This window comes from Nonomuraea aurantiaca, assembly GCF_020215705.1.
GTDB lineage: Bacteria > Actinomycetota > Actinomycetes > Streptosporangiales > Streptosporangiaceae > Nonomuraea > Nonomuraea aurantiaca.
This window is the reverse complement of the sequence record NZ_JAIWNB010000012.1, coordinates 37,149-59,229: the sequence shown is the minus strand read 5'-3', so window position 1 is coordinate 59,229 and position 22,081 is coordinate 37,149. Positions and strand designations below refer to the sequence as shown.

General features: G+C 69.3%; 15 protein-coding genes. 8 read left to right on the top strand and 7 right to left on the bottom strand.

Annotated elements, in window-relative coordinates; all coding sequences use genetic code 11:
• Nucleotides 1-29 precede the first annotated feature (29 nt).
• From LDL49_RS27220 to LDL49_RS27205, 4 genes are read right to left on the bottom strand one after another with little or no spacing between them, the layout of a single operon-like run.
• Nucleotides 30-2,114, bottom strand: coding sequence for a glycoside hydrolase family 2 protein (locus LDL49_RS27220; RefSeq protein WP_225294744.1), 2,085 nt, complete (start codon nucleotides 2,112-2,114; stop codon nucleotides 30-32).
• A 36-nt stretch (nucleotides 2,115-2,150) separates the two neighbouring features.
• Entirely contained in the window at nucleotides 2,151-2,993 is an 843-nt protein-coding gene (locus LDL49_RS27215; protein ID WP_225294743.1) for a carbohydrate ABC transporter permease, read from the bottom strand.
• Nucleotides 2,990-3,904, bottom strand: coding sequence for a carbohydrate ABC transporter permease (locus LDL49_RS27210; protein WP_225294742.1), 915 nt, complete (start codon nucleotides 3,902-3,904; stop codon nucleotides 2,990-2,992). Before LDL49_RS27210 ends, LDL49_RS27215 begins: the two co-directional genes overlap by 4 nt.
• On the bottom strand, nucleotides 3,904-5,265 hold the full coding sequence (locus LDL49_RS27205) for an ABC transporter substrate-binding protein (protein WP_225294740.1): 1,362 nt from the start codon (nucleotides 5,263-5,265) through the stop codon (nucleotides 3,904-3,906). The genes LDL49_RS27210 and LDL49_RS27205 overlap by 1 nt, the downstream gene beginning before the upstream one ends.
• A gap of 148 nt (nucleotides 5,266-5,413) precedes the next feature.
• Here LDL49_RS27205 and LDL49_RS27200 point away from each other — a divergent pair, with 148 nt between their 5' ends.
• The 8 genes from LDL49_RS27200 to LDL49_RS27165 all read left to right on the top strand — a co-directional run bounded on the left by LDL49_RS27200 (nucleotide 5,414) and on the right by LDL49_RS27165 (nucleotide 18,261).
• Entirely contained in the window at nucleotides 5,414-6,424 is a 1,011-nt protein-coding gene (locus LDL49_RS27200; RefSeq protein ID WP_225294738.1) for a LacI family DNA-binding transcriptional regulator, read from the top strand.
• A gap of 310 nt (nucleotides 6,425-6,734) precedes the next feature.
• Complete coding sequence (locus tag LDL49_RS27195) at nucleotides 6,735-7,016, top strand: hypothetical protein (protein WP_225294737.1); 282 nt, start codon at nucleotides 6,735-6,737, stop codon at nucleotides 7,014-7,016.
• Between the two features lie 145 nt (nucleotides 7,017-7,161).
• Entirely contained in the window at nucleotides 7,162-9,459 is a 2,298-nt protein-coding gene (locus LDL49_RS27190; protein WP_225294735.1) for a TIM-barrel domain-containing protein, read from the top strand.
• Nucleotides 9,456-10,763, top strand: coding sequence for an ABC transporter substrate-binding protein (locus LDL49_RS27185; RefSeq protein WP_225294733.1), 1,308 nt, complete (start codon nucleotides 9,456-9,458; stop codon nucleotides 10,761-10,763). The genes LDL49_RS27190 and LDL49_RS27185 overlap by 4 nt, the downstream gene beginning before the upstream one ends.
• On the top strand, nucleotides 10,753-11,619 hold the full coding sequence (locus tag LDL49_RS27180) for a carbohydrate ABC transporter permease (RefSeq protein WP_225294731.1): 867 nt from the start codon (nucleotides 10,753-10,755) through the stop codon (nucleotides 11,617-11,619). The genes LDL49_RS27185 and LDL49_RS27180 overlap by 11 nt, the downstream gene beginning before the upstream one ends.
• On the top strand, nucleotides 11,616-12,428 hold the full coding sequence (locus tag LDL49_RS27175; protein WP_225294729.1) for a carbohydrate ABC transporter permease: 813 nt from the start codon (nucleotides 11,616-11,618) through the stop codon (nucleotides 12,426-12,428). Before LDL49_RS27180 ends, LDL49_RS27175 begins: the two co-directional genes overlap by 4 nt.
• Before the next feature lie 10 nt (nucleotides 12,429-12,438).
• On the top strand, nucleotides 12,439-15,372 hold the full coding sequence (locus tag LDL49_RS27170) for a glycoside hydrolase family 3 protein (RefSeq protein WP_225294727.1): 2,934 nt from the start codon (nucleotides 12,439-12,441) through the stop codon (nucleotides 15,370-15,372).
• Between the two features lie 177 nt (nucleotides 15,373-15,549).
• Nucleotides 15,550-18,261, top strand: a complete 2,712-nt coding sequence (locus LDL49_RS27165; protein ID WP_225294725.1) for a cellulose binding domain-containing protein — start codon at nucleotides 15,550-15,552, stop codon at nucleotides 18,259-18,261.
• A gap of 40 nt (nucleotides 18,262-18,301) precedes the next feature.
• Here LDL49_RS27165 and LDL49_RS27160 read toward each other — a convergent pair whose 3' ends face one another.
• From LDL49_RS27160 to LDL49_RS27150, 3 genes are read right to left on the bottom strand one after another with little or no spacing between them, the layout of a single operon-like run.
• Nucleotides 18,302-19,192 carry a carbohydrate ABC transporter permease gene (locus tag LDL49_RS27160; RefSeq protein WP_225294724.1) on the bottom strand — a complete coding sequence of 297 codons (891 nt, stop codon included), beginning with the start codon at nucleotides 19,190-19,192 and terminating at the stop codon, nucleotides 18,302-18,304.
• A 2-nt stretch (nucleotides 19,193-19,194) separates the two neighbouring features.
• Complete coding sequence (locus LDL49_RS27155) at nucleotides 19,195-20,235, bottom strand: ABC transporter permease (protein ID WP_225294722.1); 1,041 nt, start codon at nucleotides 20,233-20,235, stop codon at nucleotides 19,195-19,197.
• Nucleotides 20,222-21,877, bottom strand: a complete 1,656-nt coding sequence (locus LDL49_RS27150) for a type 2 periplasmic-binding domain-containing protein (RefSeq protein ID WP_225294720.1) — start codon at nucleotides 21,875-21,877, stop codon at nucleotides 20,222-20,224. Before LDL49_RS27150 ends, LDL49_RS27155 begins: the two co-directional genes overlap by 14 nt.
• Nucleotides 21,878-22,081: the final 204 nt, after the last annotated feature.

The window sequence follows — 22,081 nt, the reverse complement described above, 5'->3', positions numbered from 1 at the left end:
GCGTGCTCAGGGGCGGGCCTGTGGGACGTTCAGGGGCGGGCGTGGGGGTCGTCGCCGATGACCGGTGCGGTGTGGGTGTCCACGTCCACGGCGGAGCGGGCCAGGACGGTGCCGTCGTCCGACACGAGGGCGATGTGCAGGCGGCCGCTGGTCCAGCCGTCGGGCAGTTCGGCGTGGACCTCGGCGGGCGCGCCCAGCAGGAACGGCTTGGCCTCGGCCCGCTCCCCGGCCGTCCCCGGTCGCGCGGGCGCGGGCCCGAAGACGGGGGACCAGGCGGTGTGCAGGTGGCCGCTGACGGACTCCGTGCCGTGATGGGAGATCCGGACCGGGACCGTGACCCGCCCGGTCTCGCTGAGCAGGTCCCGGCCGGGGGCGACGGGGACCACATCCAGGACGAGCGTCGTCGTGGCGTTGACGTGCGCCGGATCGACCCCGGCCAGGTCCTTGGCGCGACGCTCGAAGTCCAGCAGCCCGGCCGACTCGTGCTCGATGTCGTACAGCTCGGTGTAGACGTACCCGGCCAGCCGGTCGTGGCGCCGCATCTCCTGGGTCTGCCAGCGCAGTTGCCAGCCCCGCTGCACGCTGGTGAAGCCGGTCCCGTACTCGCTGTTCAGGTTGGGCAGGTCGCGTAGCGGCTGCGACGGCGTCCCGGCCAGCTTCTTGCGGACCACGTAGTCGGGGCCGAGCGGGACGGGGAAGTCGTCCTGGTCGCCGTTCAGCAGCGCGGCGATCGTCCGACCCCAGGAGGCGGCCGACTCGTCGTAGTAGTGCCAGTCGAGCAGGTCCGTCTTCACGTGCGCCCAGCCGGAGTTGTCGACCGCGGGCCGGGTCGGGTCGAGGGCCTTGAGCAGGTCGTACGCGCGGGCCGCGGCGTCCTGCTTGGCCGGGTCGCCGGGAATGTCCCAGTCCAGGCCCCACTCCTCGTTGTACAGGCCCCAGATGACGATCGCGGGGGAGTTGCCGTCGCGCTCGGCCATCGGGGCGATCTGCGCCTCGAAGGCGGCGACCGACTCCGCCGAGAACCGGCCGGTGGCGGCGGGTTCGGCCCAGACGAGCATGCCGAGCGTGTCGGCATGGTGGACGAAGCGCGGATCCTCCAGCTTGAGGTGCTTGCGCACCAGGTTGTAGCCCGCGGCGGCGGCCAGCTCGAGGTCGCGGCGCAGCGCGGCGTCGTCGGGCGCGGTGATGCCGGTACGCGGCCAGTAGCCCTGGTCGAGCACGCCGCGCACGAACAGGCGGTGGCCGTTGAGGTACAGGTCCTCGCCGGACACCTCGATCCGGCGCAGCCCGGTGTAGCCGGTGACCCGGTCGGTGCCGTCGGCCGAGACCAGTTCGGCGTCCACGTGGTAGAGGTGCGGGTCCTCGGGCGACCACAGGCGCGGCTCGGCGATCGGCAGCACGGCCCGCGCGACACGGCCACCGGTGTCGTCATCGGTCTGCGGTGCGGTGTGGGCGGGGCCGCCGGAGACCGGGACCTCCACCGGCGTTCCGTGGCCGCGCACGGTCAGCCGGAGGGTCGCCGGAGCCGGGCCATCGACGCGGGCCTCGACCTCGATGCCGTCCAGCGCCTCGGCCGGGCGCAGCTTCAGCGCGGCCAGGTGGGTGGCCGGCCGCGCCTCCAGCCAGACGCTCTGCCAGATGCCCGACGAAGGCGTGAAACACACGCCGTCGAAGTCGTCACGCGGGATGCTGCGCTGCTTGCCGTGCGCGATCTCCCGCTTGTCGGCGGGGGAGGAGACCCGCACCACGATCTCCTGCTCGCCCTCGCGCAGCGCGTCGGTGATGTCCACCTCGAACGGCGTGTAGCCGCCTGTGTGCCGGGCCACCTCGGTGTCGTTGACCCAGACGGTGGCCTCGTGGTGCACGGCCCCGAAGTGGAGGACGATCCGCTGCCCCGCCCAGCCGGCGGGGACGGTGACCCGGCGGCGGTACCAGGCCACCGGCAGCCAGTGGGCCTCGATGCCGGACGCCGGGGTCTCCCAGGCGAACGGCACGGTAATGGTCCGGTCCCAGCCCTGGTCGGCGTCGGCCCGGAAGTCCCACTCGCCGTTCAGGCTCGACCAGGTGTGCGACCGGTCGAAATGGGGGCGCGGGTATTCCGCACGCGGCGTCATTGGAAGGGTGCTCCGATCATGAGAAGGTTTGCGCGGTCAGCCCTTGACGCTGCCGGCGAGGATGCCGCTGATGAAGTGGCGCTGCAGCAGGATGAAGATCACCAGCAGCGGCAGCATGGCGATGCTGCCGGCGGCGAGCAGCTCACCCCAGACGGTGGCGAAGTCGGCGCCGACGCGGTTGCCGGTGACGTTCTGCGCCAGGGTCGACAGCACCACCTGGACCGTCTGGTGCGCGGTGTCGTTGACGGCGACGACCGGCCAGACGAAGTCGTTGTAGATGTTCATGGTGGTCAGCACGGCCAGCGCGGCCAGGCCGGGCCGGATCACCGGGATGACGACCCGGGCGAAGACCCCGAACTCGCTCGCGCCGTCCACCCGCCCGGCGTCGAGCAGTTCGTCCGGGATGGCGGCGATGACCTGGCGCATCCAGAAGATGCTGAAGGCGTCGACGCTGCCCGGCAGGATCAGCGCCTGATAGGTGTTGACCCAGCCCAGCGCGCTCATCTCCAGCAGCAGCGGGATGATCAGCACCAGGGTCGGCAGCATCAGCGTGAGCATCACCACCCCGAACAGCGCGTTCTTGCCGGGGAAGGTGTACTTGGCGAAGGCGTAACCGGCCAGCGGGCAGAACACCATCGTCATCGCGCCCTTGACCGCCAGGACCAGCGCGGTGTTCACGAAGCCGGTGCCGATCGGCACGTCGGCGAACATCGCCCGATAGTTGTCCAGCGTCGGGCCGCCCACCGACAGCGGGCTGGTGATGATCTCGGCGGCGGGCTTGAGCGAGGAGCTGAGCGCCCACCAGATCGGGTAGAGGAACGCGACGGCGAGCAGCGCGAGCACCACGTACTGCACCGGACCGGGCCGGGCCTGCTTCATGAGACCTCCTCTTTCGGGCGCAGCAGCCGGACCGCGCCCAGTGAGAGGCCGAACACCAGCAGCACCAGCAGGAAGGAGTTGGCGGCACCGGTGCCCAGGTCGGATGCCGAGATGTGGTCGTAGAGGTAGAGGCCGGCCGTGGTGGTGGAGCCGTAGGGGCCGCCCTCGGTGACCACGTACGGCTCGGCGAACATCTGGAAGACCGCCAGCGTCTGCACGACCACCAGGAAGGCGATGCTGCGTCGGACGAGCGGCACGGTCAGCGACCAGAACTGCCGCCACCGCGAGGCGCCGTCGATCGAGGCGGCCTCGTACACGGCGCCCGGAACGGCCTGCAGCCCGGCCAGCAGGATGATGATCGCGAAGCCGGTGGTCTTCCACAGGAACAGCAGCGCGAGCGTCGGCTTGGCCCACGCGGTGGAGGTCAGCCAGCTGACGGCGGGCAGGCCCACCAGCCCGAGCACGTGGTTGACCAGCCCGTAGTCCTCGTCGAACACCACGATCCACACCTGCGCCATGGCCACCAGCGGCGTCACGAACGGCGCGATGAAGGCGACCCTGAACAGCCCGCGCAGCCGCAGCCGCGCGTTGGCCAGCAGCACCGCCGCGCCCAGCCCGGCGATGACCTGGACCGGCACGATCAGCAGCCACATCACCGCGCTGTTGCCGAGCGAGGCCCAGAAGTCGGGGTTGGTCAGCAGGTAGACGTAGTTGCCCACGCCGACCCAGGTGGCCTCGCCCGCGCCGCGCCAGCGGGTGAAGCTGAGGCGCAGCGCGTAGACCAGCGGGTAGACGCCGAAGGCCGCGAAGACCGCGAAGAACGGCGCGATGAACAGGTACGGCGACAGCCGGGGCAGGCGCCGCGAGCCGGTGGCGGCCCGCCCGGCCGTCGTGGCGGTGAGGCTCGTCATCAGGCCCGGTCGATCAGGTTGCGCTGGATCTTCTTGGCCGACTCGGCGATCACGTCGTCGGGGGACATCTTCCCCTCGATCAGGCGCTGGGTGTTGTCACCGAGATAGTCCACGGACTGGGCCCACCACACGGGGATCGGCGCGGCGGCCGGGATGGTGGCGGCGGCCTCGACGGCGACCTTCCACAGGTCCTGGCCGCCGAGCGCGTCGATCGGCTTGAACAGCGGCTTGTCCGGCTTCAGCGCCGGGGTGAAGGAGGGCACGGAGGTGGACAGGCCACCGGGGTAGATGCTGTTGGGGCCATAGACGGCGGTGCAGCCGGGCTCGGTGAAGCACAGGAACTCATACAGCAGCCAGGCCAGCTCCGGGTTCCTCGCCTTGGCGGGGATGATGAAGCTGCTGCCGCCCATGGCGCCGCTGTGGGCGCCGCCGGGCGTCCACGCGGGCAGGGGCGCGGCCCGCCACTTGCCCTTGGTGGCCTTGAGCAGTTGCTGCGGCGCGAACGACCACCAGATCGCCCACGGGACGAACACCTGCTGCCCGCTGTCGAGGGTGTTGATGTCGGCCGCTTCCAGGTAGGGCGCGTGGGTGACCAGGTCGCCCTTGACCGCGTCCTGGATCCAGGTCAGGGTCCGCCGGTACTCGGCCGACTCCAGCCGGAGCCTGCCCTGCGCGTCGGCGAGGCTCGTGCCCTGCTGGCCGGCCAGCATCTCCAGCCAGAGCTGGCCGAGGAACGGGTTCTTGTCCAGGTGGATGGGCTTGGTCTTCGGGTCCTTCTCCTTGATCGTCCGGGCCGCGGTCAGCAGGTCGTCGTAGGTGCCGATCCCGGCCGGGTCGACGCCGGCGTCCTGCAGGATGTCCTCGCGGTACCAGAGCAGGCCGGGGTCCAGGTCCCACGGCACGCCGAAGATCTTGCCGCCGACGGTGTTGACGGACAGCTTGTACGGGGCGACCTTGTCGCGGTAGGGGGCGATCAGGTCGGTCAGGTCGTACAGGTGCTCGGACTGGCCGCCGATCTTGGCGTCGTCCCAGAAGCTGCCGTCCGGTACGTCGGTGCCGCTGATCAGGGTGTTGGCCAGCTTGGCATCGATGTCGACGGCCAGGTGGTTCACCTTGACACCGGGATAGGCCTCCCGGAACTTGCCGATCGCCGCGTCGAACACCTTGAACAGGTCACCGGACCGGTTCCAGATCGTGATCTCGCCCTTGGCGGACGTGGCCGCCGAAACGGTGGGCTTGGCCAGCTTGCTCGGTGCCGCGCTGGTGCCGCCGCCGGGAGCGCAGGCGCCGGCCGCGGCCAGCGCGCCGATTCCGAGCGCTCCCTTGAGGAAGCCGCGGCGGGCCATGGCGGGTGTGGACATCTCTACTCCTCGGGCGGGGGTACGGCACAGCCGTCCCACAGTACGGGGATCGGCCTGGTGAATGCTCTGCAACGATGCAGACATCATGCATACTCCTCTGCAACGATGCAAGAGTGAGTTATGATCACACCAACCGCAGAGGAGGAACATGGCCCGTCCAACGTTGCGTGACGTCGCCAAGCGGGCGAACGTCTCGATCCGCACGGTGTCCAACGTGGTCAACGGCTACGCGCCGGTCTCCGACGAGCTGCGGGCCCGGGTGCAGGTCGTGCTGGACGAGGTGGGTTACCGGCCCAACCTGATCGCCCGCAACCTCAAGCAGGGCCGTACCGGGATGATCGGCCTGGTCGTCCCTGAGCTGGACGTCCCCTACTTCGCCGAGCTGGTGCGCGAGGTGATCACCGCTGCTCGGGCGTACGGCTACGTGGTGATGGTCGACCAGACCGACGGCGACGCCGAGCGGGAGCGGGAGCTGCTGGCCCGTGACTCGCGGGCCACGATGTTCGACGGTCTGCTGCTGAGCCCGCTGGCCATCTCCGCCGAGGAGCTGCGCGGCCGGGGCAACCGGGTGCCGATCGTGCTGCTCGGCGAGCACATCTTCAACGGCAGCTTCCATCACGTCGCCATCGACAACGTGGCCGCCGCCCGTACGGCCACCGGGCACCTGCTGGAGCAGGGCCGTCGCCGCGTCGCCGCCATCGGCGACCAGCCGTACGCGACCGGCGAGACCGCGCAGCTGCGCACGTCCGGTTACCGGCAGGCGCACGCCCGGATGGGACTGGACGTCGACGAGCGGCTCATCGTCCCGACCCCCCGCTTCCACCGGCGCCTGGGCCTAGAGGCGATGGAGCGCCTGCTCGCGCTGCCCGACCCGCCCGACGCCGTGTTCTGCTACAACGACCTGCTCGCCCTGGGCGCTATGCGCGCCCTGAACCGGGCCGGGCGCCGCATCCCGGACGACGTGGCGGTGGTCGGCATCGACGACATCGAGGAGGGCGAGTACAGTACGCCGAGCCTCACCACGGTCGCCCCGGACAAGGCGGAGATCGCCCGCCTGGCGGTGGGCGTCCTCATCGAGTCGATCAACGGCTCGGCGCCCACGCCGTCAGAGATCGTCGTCCCCCACCGCCTCATCGTCCGGGAGAGCGCCGCTCTCTGACCGGGGGTAGTCTTTCCCAGCGGAGTCGGAACGCCACAGCGACCCATCCGCGGCGCAAAGCGCGGGGGGCGGCACCGCGGCCTGAGTCCCGCCATGGGTGTGGGGGATGAAAATCCAGGTCACAAGCCCTCTGGCGGGGCAGGATGTGGGCGGGCGCGGTGTTCTACCGTGGAGAGCGGGGGCAGCACCCGTCCCCGCTGACACCAGAATCACACGGAGAACATTATGTCTATTCTGTGCTTCTTCGGCATGATCCGCCCGCCGGTTCCTGCGCCTCCGGATCTGTCCAGCGGTAGCAGTGGAGCGGCGCTTGCGCGCCGTCGCCGCCGCCATCGCCACTGAGCTCAACGCTCAGACACAGAAAGACGCTCGGCTGGGAAACCCCTTGCCGGGCGTCCCCTTGTCCGGCGGCGGCTCGTGGATGAAGATCTGCCCATACAGCCAGGTCCCCGCGCTCACCGACTGCGCCACGGCCGGAGCCCAGATCACCAAGCTCGTCTACCAGGGCAACGGTCCGGTGGAGTGCCCCAAGACCACCGACGGGCTGCTGAAGACTTTGACCGCACGCCTGAGGCGAGGCCCCCGCATCTGAGGCGAGGCCCCCGCGCGCTCCCCGGCACCCTCATGCCATCCTTTTTTGTTTGGCTGGCATCTAAACTAATAGGCGACCGTTGACGTTTGTTGGTTGGGACGGAAAACTAACTCGCGAGCCGTGCCGGTCATTTGAAGGAGCCTCCATGCCCTACCGCCCGCCCTTGGTCGCGCACGAGTACTTTGTCGCCGACCCGCCGGAGCTGCCGGTCCGCACGCTGGGCGAACAGGGGCTGTCCGCGTTGACCGCCGCCGAGCCGGTGGCCGTGGACGACTCGGGGGTGACGCTGAAGGGCATCACCTCGGCGGAGGAGAGCCTGGTCGTACAGGTGCGGGTGGCGGGCGAAGGGGTGATCCGGGTCCGGCTCGGCCAGGACGTGGACGCGCGCGCCCGCTCGGCCCGGGCGACCTCGCTGGTGACGCCGGGCACGTACGCCGGAGCCCGGGTGGAGACCGGGTCCGGCGGGCTGACCATCGACGCGGGCTCGTTACGCGCGGAGATCACCCTGGACCCCTGGCGGCTGCGGTTCACCGACGCGGCGGGCGCCACGCTGGTGGAGCAGGACCGAGGGCACACCGACATCAGCGGACGGCTGCGCACGCTGCCGTTCGGGCGCTCCCACGCCGACGGCGTCACCGTGGCCTACCACGAGAGTTTCGCCGCGCCGGCCGACGAGGTGTTCACCGGGTTCGGGGAGTCGTTCACCCCGCTCGACAAGCGCGGCCAGCGGCCCGTCATGTGGAACTTCGACGCCTTCGGCGCCGAGTCGCAGCGCGCCTACAAGAACGTGCCCTTCTACCAGTCGAGCAGGGGATACGGCATCGTCGTCGACAGCGGGGCGCCGACGGAGTTCGACGTCTGCCAGTCCACGCACAGCGTCGTGCAGATCGTCGTCCCCGACGACCTGATCGACTACTACGTGATCGCCGGGCCGACGCCGCCCGAGATCCTCGACCGCTACGACCGGCTGACCTGCCGTCCGGCGCTGCCGCCGAAGTGGGCGTTCGGCACCTGGATCTCCTCGGGCTTCTTCGTCGACAGCCAGGAGCGGGTCATGACGCGGGCCCGGAAGATCCGCGAGCGCGGCATCCCGTGCGACGTGCTGCACCTGGACACCTACTGGCAGACCGACGGCCACTGGTCGGACCTGCGCTGGGACGAGGCCCGCTTCCCCGACCCGGCCGGGATGCTCGCCGAGCTCAACGAGATGGGCTTCAAGGTCTGCCTCTGGATGAACCCCTACATCTCCCACCTGAGCCCAGCTTTCCCCCAAGCCGCCGAAGCCGGATATTTCCTGAAAAATCAGGATGGCGAGGCGTACGTCGCCGACTGCTGGCACGGGTCCTACCCGGCCTGCGGCATCGTCGACTTCACCAACCCGGCGGCCGTCACATGGTTCCAGGGGCTGCTCCGCCCCCTGCTCCAGCAGGGTGCGCAGGCGTTCAAGACCGACTTCGCCGAGGGCGTGCCGCACGACGCGACGGCCTTCAACGGCATGACCGGCACCGACCTGCACAACGTCTACACGCTGCTGTTCAACGACGCTGTCGCCGAGGTGACCCGTGAGGTCAACGGCCACGGCCTGGTCTGGGCCCGCTCGTCGTTCCTGGGCGGCCAGCGGCACTCGGCCCAGTGGGGCGGCGACACCTTCACCAGCTACCCGGCGATGGGCAGCACGCTGCGCGGCGGCCTGGCCCACGGGCTGTCGGGCGTGCCGTTCTGGAGCCATGACGCGGGCGGTTTCACCGGCCGCCCGGCCGACGACCTCTATGTCCGCTGGACCCAGTTCGGCGCGCTGTCGCCGCTGCTGCGGCTGCACGGCACCACCAGCCGCGAGCCGTGGGAGTTCCCCGAGGTGGAGGCCGAGGCGGTGGCCGCGCTGCGGCTGAGGTACCGGCTCATGCCCTACCTCTACTCGGCGGCCGTGGACGCCGCGCGGACCGGCGCGCCGATGATGCGGGCGCTGTGCGTCGACCATCCGGGCGACCCCGTCGCCTGGCAGGCCGACCTGGAGTATCTGCTCGGCCGTGACCTGCTGGTCGCGCCCATGACCACGCCCGACGGCACCCGGCAGGTGTACCTGCCCGAGGGCCGGTGGGTCGACTACTGGACCGGGGAGCTGCTGGAGGGCGGGCGCTACCGCGCCGTCTCGGCGCCGCTGGACCGGATCCCGCTGTTCGTCCGGTACGGCGCGCTCATCCCGGTCACCACGCCTGGGGACACCGTGGACGTCCCCTCGGAGATCACCCTTGTCGCCTTCGGGGGCGGCGACGGCCGTTGCACGGTCCACGACCTCGACGGCGAGACCGTCGTCGAGGCCACCCGCGACGGCGACACCCTGCACGTCACCGTCACCGGTCCGAAGCGGGTCGCCGGGGTCGAGTTCGCCCCGGTGGCGGGCGCGCCGGTCCGGGCGGTCATCACCCCCCAGGAGACACCATGATCAAGCTGAGAAGTGCCGCGGCGGCGCTCGCCGTCGCGGCATTGACCCTGACCGCCTGCGGCTCCGGTTCGGATGGGCAGCAGCCCGCCGCGAGCGGCCAGCCGCGCGTGCTCAAACTGTGGCACTACGAGAGCGCCGAAGGCGCGATGGGCAAGGCCTGGGCGGCGGCGATCAAGAAGTTCGAGTCGACCCACCCGGGCGTGACGGTGAAGTTCGAGGAGAAGGGCTTCGAGCAGATCCAGAAGACGGCCAGCATGGTCCTCAACTCCGACGAGGCGCCCGACGTCATGGAGTACAACAAGGGCAACGCCACCGCGGGGCTGCTGTCGAAGCAGGGCCTGCTGACGGACCTGTCGGAGCAGGCGACCAAGCGCGGCTGGGACAAGCTGCTCTCCGCCAGCCTGCAGACCACCGCCAAGTATGACGACCGGGGCATCATGGGCTCCGGCAAGTGGTTCGGGGTGCCGAACTACGGCGAGTACGTGATGGTCTACTACAACAAGAAGCTGTTCGAGAAGAACGGCGTCACGGTGCCGGCCACGTTCGAGGAGTTCACCGCGGCGCTGGACAAGTTCGCCAAGGCCGGCGTCACGCCCATCTCCACCGCCGGGGCCGAATACCCCGCCCAGCAGATCTTCTACCTGCTCGCGCTGAGCAAGGCCAACCGGGCGTGGGTCGACTCCTACGAGCTCTACAAGGGCAAGGTCGACTTCCACGGCCCCGAGCTCACCTACGCCGCCGACACGATGGCCGACTGGGTGAAGAAGGGCTACATCGCCAAGGACTCGGCCGGGATCAAGGCCGAGGACATGGCCACCGCGTTCATCGGCGGCAAGTTCCCGATCATGGTGTCCGGCAGCTGGTGGTACGGCCGGTTCCAGACGGAGATCAAGAAGTTCGAGTGGGGCTCGTTCCTGTGGCCCGGCAACCAGCTGGCCCCCGGCTCCAGCGGCAACATCTGGGTCGTCCCCGAGAAGTCCAAGAACAAGGACCTGGCCTACGACTTCATCGACATCACGATGAGCAAGGAGATCCAGAACCTGCTCGGCAACTCCGGCGGCGTCCCCGTCGCGGCCGACCCGGCCGCCATCACCGACCCCAAGAGCAAGGAGCTCATCGACAACTTCAACAAGCTCACCTCCCAGGACCAGCTGGCCTTCTACCCCGACTGGCCGGCCCCCGGCTACTACGACGTCCTCGTGGCCGGCGTCCAGAACCTCATCAACGGCAGCAAGCCCCCGGCCAAGGTCCTCGACGAGATCGCCCAGCCGTACAACGAGAACCTCGCCGACCTTGGCAACTAGAGAAGCACGCGGGTACTGGCCGTACCTGATCCCGAGCGCGGTGCTGTTCACCGCGGTCATCGTCGTGCCGTTCGTGATGAATGTCGCGACGAGCTTCACCCGCTGGTCGGGGGTGGGCACACCCACCTGGGTCGGTACGCAGAACTACGTCCGGCTGTTCGCGGACGAGCGGTTCTGGACGTCCTTCCGCAACAACGTGGCGCTGATCGTCGCGATGGCGATCATCCCCACGGTGATCGGGCTGGTGCTGGCCGCCGCGCTGTTCGACTACATCGGCAAGAGGTTCGGCCCCCGTACGGCCTCGGCCCTGCGGGCGGCCTACTACCTGCCGCAGGTGCTGCCCGTCGCGGTGGCCGGGGTGGTGTGGGGCTGGATGCTGCACCCGACCTACGGCGCGGTCAACCAGATCTTCGGGCTGAAGGTCAACTGGCTCGGCGATCCCGACTACGCGCTGGCCACCGTGATGGCGGTGATGGTGTGGTTCCAGCTCGGCTACCCGGTCGTCATCTTCATGGCCGGGCTGCAGCGGGCCGACCCGGCCCTGCACGAGGCGGCGGAGATCGACGGGGCGTCGTGGTGGCGCAGGTTCTGGCACATCACGATCCCGCAGATCCGTCCTGAGATCTTCGTCGTGCTGCTGACGTGCACGATCGCCGCGCTCAAGGTGTTCGGGCCGATCTTCGTGCTCACCAGGGGAGGGCCGGGCAACGCCACGATGGTGCCCTCCTACTTCTCCTACCTGAACTTCTTCCAGAAGGCCAACATCGGCTACGGCTCGGCCATCGCCACCGTGCTGGCGCTGATCATCGTCGTGGTGACCTCGGCCTTCCTGTTCCTCCAGGAGCGGAAGCCGTGAGACGCTACCCGATCCTGGCCGCGCTGACGATGCTCGCCGTCGTCATGCTGTTCCCGTTCGTCATCGTCACCTTCAACGCCTTCAAGACGCCCGCCGAGTATTCGGCGGGCAGCCCGCTGAGCCCGCCGCAGGGCCTGGACCTGGACGGGATCATCGCGTTCTGGACCCGGGTCGACTTCGGCGAGAAGCTCCTGAACAGCCTCGTGATCAGCGGCTCCGTCGCGATGCTCGCCGTGGTGCTGTCGGTGCTCAACGCCTACGCCCTCGGCATCGGCCGGGTACGCGGCCGGCTGTGGATCCTCGTGCTGTTCCTGGTGGCCAACACGCTGCCGCAGGAGGCGCTGGCCTACCCGCTCTACTACCTGGCCAAGGCGGCCGGCCTGTACGACTCCAAGCTGTCGGTGATCATCGTGTTCACCGTCATCCAGGCCGCCTTCGGCACCTACCTGCTCAGCGCCGTGCTCGGGCAGTTCCCGAAGGAGATCCTCGAGGCGGCGCGGATGGACGGCGCGGGGCGGTTCCTGGCGCTGTGGCGGATCGTCGTCCCGATCAGCAGGCCCACCCTGTCGGTCCTGGTGATCTTCTTCTTCATCTGGACCTGGAACGAGTTCTTCCTTCCGCTCATCTTCCTGGTCTCCAACGACACCCAGACGGTGCCGGTCGCCCTCGGCGTGCTGCAGGGCGAGAAGTACATGGACGCCACCATGTCCAGCGCCTCGGCGCTGCTCGGCATCGTCCCGGCCGTCGCGTTCTTCCTCATCTTCCAGCGGACGCTGACCAGGGGCATCACGGTCGGCGCCATCAAGTAGGAGCTCCCGAATGAAGCGATTCCTGGCGGCCGCCTTGCTGGCGGTCACCATGGGCGCGGCGCCCGTCAACGCCGCGCCCGGCCATGCCGCGGCGGTCCTGCCGTACCAGGACCCGGCCGTGCCGCTCGACCAGCGCGTCGGCGACCTCCTGGGCCGGCTCACCCTCGACGAGAAGATCTCGCTGCTGCACCAGTCGCAGCCGGCGATCCCCAGGCTCGGCCTGCCGTACTTCAAGGCCGGGACCGAGGCGCTGCACGGCGTCGCCTGGTCCAACGACCACAACGACGCCTGGACCCAGAAGCTGGCCAGCGGCACCGTCTTCCCGCAGGCCGTCGGCCTGGCCAGCACCTGGGACCCGGAGCTGATCAAGCGGGTCGGCTCGGCCGTGGGCGATGAGGTGCGCGGCTACAACGCCATCGACCCGGTCCTGTGGGGAACGCAGGTGTGGGCGCCGGTGGTCAACCTGCTGCGCGACCCCCGCTGGGGCCGCAACGAGGAGGGCTACTCGGAGGACCCGCTGCTGACCGGCGCCATCTCCACCGCCTACGGCAAGGGCCTGTCCGGCGACGACCCCGTCTACCTCAAGACCGCCCCGGTCCTCAAGCACTACCTGGCCAACAACAACGAGTACCTGCGCAGCCTCACCTCCTCCAACCTGCGGCCGAGGATCAAGCACGAGTACGACGAGGCCGCGTTCAAGCCGGCCATCTCCAACGACGCCGCCACTGGCGTGATGGCCTCCTACAACCTGGTCAACGGGCGGCCGAACACCGTCAACCCCGACCTCGACGCGGTCGTGCGCTCGTGGACGGCCAAGGACCTCTACAACGTGAGCGACGCCTGGGCGCCGGACGCGCTGCAGGAGTACGAGCACTACTACGACACCAAGCCCGAGGCCGTCGCCGCGACGCTCAAGGCGGGCCTGGACAGCTTCACGATCAACAACGACGACCCGGCGCCCATGACCGCGAACATCAAGGCCGCCCTCTCCCAAGGGCTGATCACCGAGGCCGACATCGACCGGGCCGTGCGGCACGTGCTGTCGATCAGGATCCGGCTCGGCCAGCTCGACCCCGACGGCGGACCGTACGCGAAGATCACCAAGGACGTGATCAACTCGGCGGCGAACCAGCGGCTCAACCGGCAGACCGCCGGCGAGGCGATGGTCCTGCTGGAGAACTCCGGCAGGACGCTGCCGCTCTCACCCGGCCTGAAGAAGGTCGCGGTGCTCGGGCCGCTGCAGGACACCCTCTACAGCGACTGGTACGGCGGCACCATGCCGTACCAGGTCACCCCGCTGGCCGGCATCAAGGAGCGGCTCGGCACGCGGGCGGCGGTGACCGGCGCCGACGCGCTGGACCGGATCGCGCTCAAGGACCTGGCCAGCGGCAAGTACGTCACCGCGACCGGCACCACGGGCCAGAGCGTCGTCGTCTCCGACACCGCGCCCGGCGGCGCCTCGACCTGGGACCAGACCGACTGGACCGGCGACGTCTCGACCCTGCGCAACGTGGGCAACGGCAAGCTGCTCACCGGCAACTTCGGGCCGTATGTCACCAACTCCGACGTCCCGGGCGGCTGGTACGTCCAGCAGCAGTTCCGGCTGGAGGGCCAGGCGGACGGCACGTACCTGATCCAGTACGTCGGCTACGAGGTCAACGAGGGCTGGTGGCCCTTCCCCGAGCACTACGTGACCGTCGGCGCGGACGGCACGCTCGGCACCGGGACGAAGGCCGCCGCGGCGCACTTCGCCAGGGAGGTCGTCCAGAGCGGCGCCAAGACCGCGGCGGCGGCGGCCAAGGGTGCCGACGCGGCGGTGGTCGTGGTCGGCAGCAACCCGTTCGTCTACGGCCGCGAGAGCCACGACCGCTCCACCCTCGCGCTCGGCCAGGGCCAGCAGGAGCTGATCAAGGCCGTGCGGGCGGCCAACCCCAACACCGTGGTCGTCCTGGAGGACAGCTACCCGACCACCATGAAGGTGGACACCCCGGCCCTGCTCTGGACCACCCACGCGGGCGCCGAGACCGGGCACGCCCTGGCCGACGTGCTCTTCGGCGACCGCAATCCGGCGGGCCGGCTCACCCAGACCTGGTACCGCTCCGACGACCTGCCGGACATCCTGAACTATGACATCACCAAGACCGGGATGACCTACCTCTATCACCGGGGCGACCCGCGTTACGCCTTCGGCCACGGCCTCAGCTACACCACCTTCGGATACCAGGGCCTGAAGGTGACCCCGCGCGGCGACTCCTATGACGTCACCGTCAAGGTCACCAACACCGGGTCGCGGACCGGTGACGAGGTGGTCCAGCTCTACACCCACCAGCAGCGCTCGCGCGTCACCCAGCCGGTCAAGCAGCTACGCGGCTTCACCCGCGTCACGCTGCGCCCCGGCGAGAGCCGTAGGGTGAAGCTGACCGTCAAGAAGGCCGACCTGGCCCTGTGGGACGTCACCCGCGGCAAGTGGACCGTGGAGACGGCCACCCACGACGTCCTCGTCGGCGGCTCCTCCTCGGCCATCAGGCAGCGCGCGACCCTCCAGGTGAGCGGCGAGCGGATCCCGCCCCGCGACCTGACCAGGAGCACCCGGGCGATCGACTTCGACGACTACTCCGGCGTGGACCTGGTCGACACCTCGAAGGCGAGCGGCGAGGCGGTCGGGGCGGCCACGGGCGACTGGCTGAAGTTCGCCGGCGCCGACCTGCGCGGCGGGCTCACCGGCATCACCGCGGGCGTGTCCTCGGTGGCGGGCGGCTCCTTCGAGGTCCGCGCGGGCTCCCCGTCGGGCGCGCTGCTGGCCACCGTCGCGGTCCCGGCCACCGGCGGCATCTACCAGTACGGCACCGTGTCGGCGACGCTGTCCGGAGCCGGCGGGATCCAGGACCTCTACCTGGTCTTCAAGGGCGACCTGCGGATCAAGGACCTGACCCTCACCAAGTAAGTTTGGTTAATAACCAAATTATTGACCTCACTCGGAGGCTGTGTGAGCCTCTGAGTGAGGGTTCGGGGACCTCGCGACCATGTGCGCTGGAGCGGCGACGGCAGGGTCCTGTACCCGGTCGTGCATGGCGGTCATCTGCTGCTGTGGGGCGCTTGGCCCCGGAGAGGGAAACCGCTCATGCGAAGAAGGTTGTTCAGCCTGCTCGCGGTGGCCGCCGTCGTCGTGGCGATGGTGGTGGTGCGGATGGCGCCGGTCGGCGCCGTCGCCGCGGATCCGTACGCCTTCAAGGGAGTGAAGATCGGCGGCGGCGGCTTCGTCCCCGGCATCGTCTTCAACCAGAAGGAGAAGGACCTCATCTACGCCCGGACCGACATCGGTGGCGTCTACCGCTGGGACAAGACCAAGTGGACGCCGCTGCTCGACGGCATCGGCTGGGACAAGTGGAGCTGGGTCGGCGGCGTCAGCGTCGCCACCGACCCCGTCGACCCGAACCGGGTCTACGTCGCCACCGGCATGTACACCAACGACTGGGACGCCAACAACGGCGCGATCCTGCGCTCCACCGACCGGGGCAACACCTGGGCCGCCACCGAGCTGCCGTTCAAGGGCAGCGGCAACATGCCGGGCCGCGGCATGGGCGAGCGCCTGGTCATCGACCCGAACAAGAACAACATCCTCTTCTACGGCACCGCCAACAAGAACGGCCTGTGGAAGAGCACCGACTACGGCGTCACCTGGGCCAAGGTCACGAGCTTCCCGAACGTCGGCACCTTCGCCCAGGACCCGAACGACACCCAGAACAACTACAACACGATGACCCAGGGCATCCCCTGGATCACCTTCGACCCGCGCACCGGCTCGGCCGGCACCGCCACCAAGACGATCTACGCCGGGGTGGCGGACAAGGACAACAACGTCTACCGCTCCACCGACGGCGGCGCCACCTGGAGCCGCGTGGCCGGCCAGCCGACCGGCTACATCCCGCACAAGGGTGTGCTCGACGCCGTCAACGGCTACCTCTACCTGGCCACCGGCAACACCGGCGGGCCGTACGTGGGCGAGGACGGCGAGGTGTGGCGCTACGCCACCGCCACCGGCACCTGGACCGAGATCACCCCGACCCCCGACGCCGACCGCTACTACGGCTTCAGCGGCATGACCATCGACCGCCAGAACCCGAGCACGATCATGGTCGCCAGCCAGGTGTCGTGGTGGCCGGACAACATCATGTTCCGCAGCACCGACAGCGGCGCCACCTGGACGCGGATCTGGGACTGGAACGGCTACCCCAACCGGACCTTCCGCTACACCCAGGACGTCTCCTCCCATCCGTGGCTGGCCATGGGCAACCCGCAGCCCCCCGAGATCACGCCCAAGCTCGGCTGGATGACCGAGGCGATGGAGATCGACCCGTTCGACTCCAACCGGCTGCTGTACGGCACCGGCGCCACCATCTACGGCACCGCCAACCTCAAGCAGTGGGACGCCGCCGGCGGCAAGATCACCATCAAGCCGTTCATCGAGGGGCTGGAGGAGACCGCGGTCCTCGACCTGATCAGCCCGCCGACCGGGGCGCCCCTGCTCTCGGCGGTCGGCGACATCGGCGGCTTCGTGCACAGCAACCTCGACGCCGTGCCACCGATGATGTACACCCAGCCCAACCTCGTCACCACCAGGAGCATCGACTACGCCGAGCTCAGCCCGTCGAACATGGTCCGTGCCGGCGACAACGACACGGCCGGGGTGACCCGCATCGGGTTCTCCTCCAACGGCGGCGCCAACTGGTGGCAGGGCAGCAGCGAGCCGGGCGGCGTCACCCAGGGCGGCAGCGTCGCGATCTCGGCCAACGCCGGCACCACGGTGTGGTCGCCGACCGGCGGGGCGGTCAGCCGCTCGACCGACTCGGGCAGCTCGTGGACCGCCGCCTCGGGCATCCCGGCCCAGGCGCAGGTGCGCTCCGACCGGGTCAACCCGAACAAGTTCTACGGCTACTCCGGCGGCAGGTTCTACGTCAGCACCAACGCGGGCGCCACCTTCACCCAGTCCGCCGCCACCGGGCTGCCCAGCGGCGCCACTACCGTCAAGTTCAAGGCCGTGCCCGGCAAGGAGGGCCACATCTGGCTGGCCGGCGGGTCCCCGTCGACCGGCAAGTACGACCCCGCGGGCACCTACGGCCTGTGGCGCTCGACCGACTCCGGCGCCACCTTCACCAGGCTCGCCAACGTCACCGCGGCCGAGAACGTCGGCTTCGGCAAGGCGGCGCCCGGCGGCTCGTACATGGCGATCTACCTGGCCGGCCTGATCGACGGGGTGCACGGGCTGTTCCGCTCCGACGACGCGGGCGCCTCGTGGGTGCGGATCAACGACGACCGGCACCAGTACGCCAACATGGGCGAGGCGCTCACTGGGGACCCCCGCGTGTACGGCCGCGTCTACCTCGGCACCAACGGCCGCGGCATCATCTACGGCGACCGTACCGGCCCCAACCCGACGCCCACCCCGACTCCGACGCCGACGCCCACCCCGACACCGACCCCGACTCCCACGCCCACCCCGACTCCCACACCGACGCCGGTTCCGGGTAAGGCGTGCGCGGCGACCTACGCGCCCAGCGGCCAGTGGCAGGGCGGCTTCCAGGCCGGGGTGACGGTGAAGAACTCCGGCACCGTCGCCATCATCGGGTGGACGGTCGGCTGGACCTTCCCCGGCGGCCAGACCATCACCCAGCTCTGGAACGGCGCCCACACCCAGACCGGCGCCGCCGTCAAGGTCACCAACGTCGGCTACAACGGCGCGCTGGACCCGGGCGCGAGCACCACGTTCGGCTTCACCGGCAACTGGACGAGCAGCAACGACCCGCCCGCCACGGTCACCTGCACCCCCGCCTGACAACGCGGAGAGAGAGGGCCCACACGGGGCCCTCTCTCGGTCAGCCCTTGACGGCGCCGATGATGACGCCCTTCGTGAAGTGCTTCTGCACGAACGGGTAGATCACCAGCACCGGGATCAGCGCCAGCGTCACGATGGCCATCTGGATCGCCAGGCTCGGCGGCAGCGCGTGCCCGCCGACCGCGGTGTCACCCGTCTGCCCGACGAACATCGACTGCCCCTGGAGCACGAACTGCCGCAGGACCACCTGCAGCGGCCACTTGGTGTTGTCGTTGAGGTAGAGGGTGGCGTTGAAGAAGGCGTTCCAGTAGCCGACCGCGTAGAACAGCCCGATCACCGCCGTGACGCCCTTGGACATGGGCAGCACGATCCGCCACAGGATGCGGAACTCGCTCGCCCCGTCGATCCGCGCGCTGTCGGTGACCTCCTCCGGGATGTTCATGAAGAAGGCCCGCATGACGACCAGGTTGAACGCGGTGACGGCGGTCGGCAGGATCAGCGCCCAGTACGAGTCGATCAGCCCCAGCGAGCTGACCAGCAGGTAGCTCGGGATCATGCCCGGCCCGAACAGGAACGTCAGCAGCACGAGGAACAGCATCGGCCGGTGCAGCAGCGAGCCGGGACGCGACAGCCCGTAGGCCGCCAGCACCGTGACCGTGAGGCTGAGCAGGGTCCCGACGCCGGTCACCCCGAGGCTCACCCCGATCGACCGGGTCACCACCCCGCCCGCGAACAGCTGCTCGTAGGCGGCGAAGGACAGCTCGCCCGGCACGGTGACCAGGCCACCCGCCTTCGACACCGCCTCCTGCGTGGACAGGCTGGTCAGCACGACCATGTAGATCGGGAACAGCACGGCGGCCACGATGAGGGCCAGCACCAGCCCCTTGACGCTCGCGCCGAACCGGGTGGGCCGCTCGGCCCAGGCAGGCATAGTCATGATCGTTTGTAGATTCCCTGCTCGCCGAATCGGTGGGCGACCTTGTTGGCAATGAGGATCAGGATCAGCCCGGCCACACCCTTGACCAGGCCCGCCGCGGCGCCGTAGCTCCACTCGCCGGTCAGCAGCGTGCGCCAGTACATGAACGTGTCGAGCACCTCGGCGGCGTCGCGGCCGACGGCGTCGCGCTGCAGGAAGAACTGCTCGAAGCCGACGTTGAGCGCGTCGCCCAGCCGCAGGATCAGCAGCAGCACGAACACCGGGCGCAGGCCGGGCAGCGTGATGTGCCACAGCCGCCGCCAGCGGGAGGCGCCGTCCACGGCGGCGGCCTCGTAGAGATGGGGGTTGATGGCCGCCAGCGCCGCCAGGAAGATGATCGTCCCCCAGCCGGCGTCCTTCCAGACTGTCTCCGCGGTGACCAGCAGAATAAACGTGTCCGGATTTGTCATGATGTCCACGCCCGCGAAGCCGTGGTCGCGCAGGATCTGCGCGAGCAGTCCCGCGCCGCCGAACATCTGCTGGAACAGGGTGACGACCAGGACCCAGGAGAAGAAGTGCGGCATGTACACGATGCCCTGGATGAACAGCCGCAGGCGCGGCCGTACGACGCTGTCGAGCAGGATGGCCAGCAGGATCGGCAACGGGAAGTAGAAGATCAGCTGGAACGTGGTGATCGACAGCGTGTTGAGCGTCGCGTCCCAGAAGCTCTCGTCGAACATCAGCCACTGGAAGTTCGACATCCCCACCCACGGGCTGTCCTTGACGCCGACGTAGGGGGAGTAGTCCTGGAAGGCGATCACGTTGCCGAGCAGCGGCACGTAGTGGAACAGGAGCAGCAGCCCGATCGCCGGCACGGTCATGAGCAGCAGCTGCCAGTCGCGCCGGAACCGGGCCCGCAGCGAGCCGTTCTTGATCCGGTCCTCGGCCCTTCTCCGGGCCCGTCTCCGGATGGTGCCCGAGCCGGCGGGAGAGGGCAGGTCTCCCGCCGGCCCGGCGTCCGCGGACCGCTCGACCGCGATGTGGTCAGGCGCGGCCATTGTCCCGCAGGACCTTCATGTAGAACTCGCGTGCCTCGTCGCCGCCGTCGCGCCGCCACTCCGTCGCGATCTGCTTGGCGTCACTGACCGGGCGGCGCCCGCGCATGATGTCGGTGAACTTGTCCTCGGTCGGCACCTGCAGGCCCGAGTACTTCGACGGCCGCTGGATCCTGATCCCGTCGAACGGCGTCTTCTCGATGTACTTGAAGGAGGCGTTCTGCCAGTCGATGTTGGCCTTGGCCGCCTCGGGGAAGGGCCAGTCCACGTAGAGGGGACGGCCGCCCAGGAAGCCGTAGGTGTAGGCGACCTCCTTGCGGCCCAGGTCGGTGCTCTGCGGGATGCCCTTGGCGTCGAGGGTGAAGTGCTTGCCCTTGACCCCGAAGTTGGACAGCTCGTACTCCTTGGTCCCGTACGGGGCGGCGCACCAGTTGAGGATGGACAGGATCTCCTCCATCTTCTCCTTCGGCAGCCCCTTCTTGATGAAGGTGAACAGGCCCGCCGCGTTGTTGTGATACATGATCGGCGTGCCGCCGTCATGCGCGAACAGCGGGAAGACGCCCAGTGCGAAGTCGGGGTTCTTGCCGGTGTGCTGCTGGAGCAGCTCCTTCCAGGCGCCCAAGCCGTCCTTGTAGATGGTGATCTGGCCCGCGCCGATGAGGTCCTTCTCGTTGGCGCCCTTGCTGCCGGCGACGCTCGGATGGATGAGCCCCTCGGCGAAGAGCCTGCGCATCCACGCCAGCATCTCCTCGAACTCCGGCGTCTCGTACTTGTGCGTCAGCTTGCCGCCGGCGTAGCGCCATTCCTGCGGGACGCCGAAGATGGGCCAGGCCATCTCGTGGATGTCGCCGAACGCCCAGCGCTTGGCCTTCTCGTCGGTGATCGTCTTGCCGAGCTGGTAGAGCTCGTCGGCGGTCTTGGGGTTCTGGTTCCAGCCGTTCTTGTCGAACAGGTCCTTGCGGTAGAGCAGGGCGTACGGGAAGGGCTCGGTGGGGTAGGGGATCGCCATCAGCTTGCCGTTCCACACCGACCACTCCCACGCGGCGGTCGGCAGGTTGGCCAGCAGCGGGTACGGCTTCACCTTGTCGCCCTGCAGGTACGGCGTGAGGTCCTCGAACGCCTTGTCCACGGCGGTGTTGAAGTCCGCCATCTTGTCGATCTCCCAGTTCGGGAGGGCGAAGATGTCGGGCAGGTCGCCGGAGGCCAGCCGGGCGATCGCCTTGTCGGCGTAGGTGTTGCCGTCGGCGATCTGGAACTCGAGCGTCGCGCCGATGTCGGCGTTGACCGCCTGGAAGTAGGAGTTGCCCGGCAGACCGGGCGGCGGCGGGCCCCACAACGGGGTCATCGCCTTGTAGGTGCCGCCCTTGCCCGCCTTCTGGGTGAGCGCCGCGGTGGGGGCGGCCGGGTAAGTGGTGAAGCCGCCGGCGATGCCCGGCACGCCCGGCAGGTTGGAGACCGTGCCGGCCAGCTCGGGCTTGACGCCGGGGAACTCGGCGTACGCCGGTGTGAGCTGGGCCAGCTTGTCCGCGGCGGCCGCGGTCGCGCCGCTCGAGCCGGGCCGGGTCCCGGTCGGGGCGGAGCAGGCGGCGAGGGTGGTCATACCGGCCAGGCCGAGAAATCCTCGGCGAGTCATCGACGGAGTCACGACGGCTCCCTTCGTTGGTCGGAGCAGGGTGAGGGGTGTCGGAACGGGAGGTCTACGGGCTAGAATTAGTTCGTCTAATGACCAAACAAACTAAACCCGAGGCGATGCTGACCACAAGGTGTGGCACCGGTCACAGATTGATGTCGGGAGTGAGATGAGATTCGCTGACGGCTCCCTCGCCGCCGTGCCCGGGGGCCCGCGCGG

What these genes read in the sequence shown, in the direction of transcription:
- LDL49_RS27210 (WP_225294742.1), bottom strand. Translation starts at nt 3,904, where the DNA reads ATGACGAGCCTCACCGCCACGACGGCCGGGCGGGCCGCCACCGGCTCG.
- LDL49_RS27170 (WP_225294727.1), top strand. Translation starts at nt 12,439, where the DNA reads ATGAAGCGATTCCTGGCGGCCGCCTTGCTGGCGGTCACCATGGGCGCG.
- LDL49_RS27185 (WP_225294733.1), top strand. Translation starts at nt 9,456, where the DNA reads ATGATCAAGCTGAGAAGTGCCGCGGCGGCGCTCGCCGTCGCGGCATTG.
- LDL49_RS27200 (WP_225294738.1), top strand. Translation starts at nt 5,414, where the DNA reads ATGGCCCGTCCAACGTTGCGTGACGTCGCCAAGCGGGCGAACGTCTCG.
- LDL49_RS27160 (WP_225294724.1), bottom strand. Translation starts at nt 19,192, where the DNA reads ATGCCTGCCTGGGCCGAGCGGCCCACCCGGTTCGGCGCGAGCGTCAAG.
- LDL49_RS27205 (WP_225294740.1), bottom strand. Translation starts at nt 5,265, where the DNA reads ATGTCCACACCCGCCATGGCCCGCCGCGGCTTCCTCAAGGGAGCGCTC.
- LDL49_RS27165 (WP_225294725.1), top strand. Translation starts at nt 15,550, where the DNA reads ATGCGAAGAAGGTTGTTCAGCCTGCTCGCGGTGGCCGCCGTCGTCGTG.
- LDL49_RS27190 (WP_225294735.1), top strand. Translation starts at nt 7,162, where the DNA reads ATGCCCTACCGCCCGCCCTTGGTCGCGCACGAGTACTTTGTCGCCGAC.
- LDL49_RS27215 (WP_225294743.1), bottom strand. Translation starts at nt 2,993, where the DNA reads ATGAAGCAGGCCCGGCCCGGTCCGGTGCAGTACGTGGTGCTCGCGCTG.
- LDL49_RS27155 (WP_225294722.1), bottom strand. Translation starts at nt 20,235, where the DNA reads ATGGCCGCGCCTGACCACATCGCGGTCGAGCGGTCCGCGGACGCCGGG.
- LDL49_RS27220 (WP_225294744.1), bottom strand. Translation starts at nt 2,114, where the DNA reads ATGACGCCGCGTGCGGAATACCCGCGCCCCCATTTCGACCGGTCGCAC.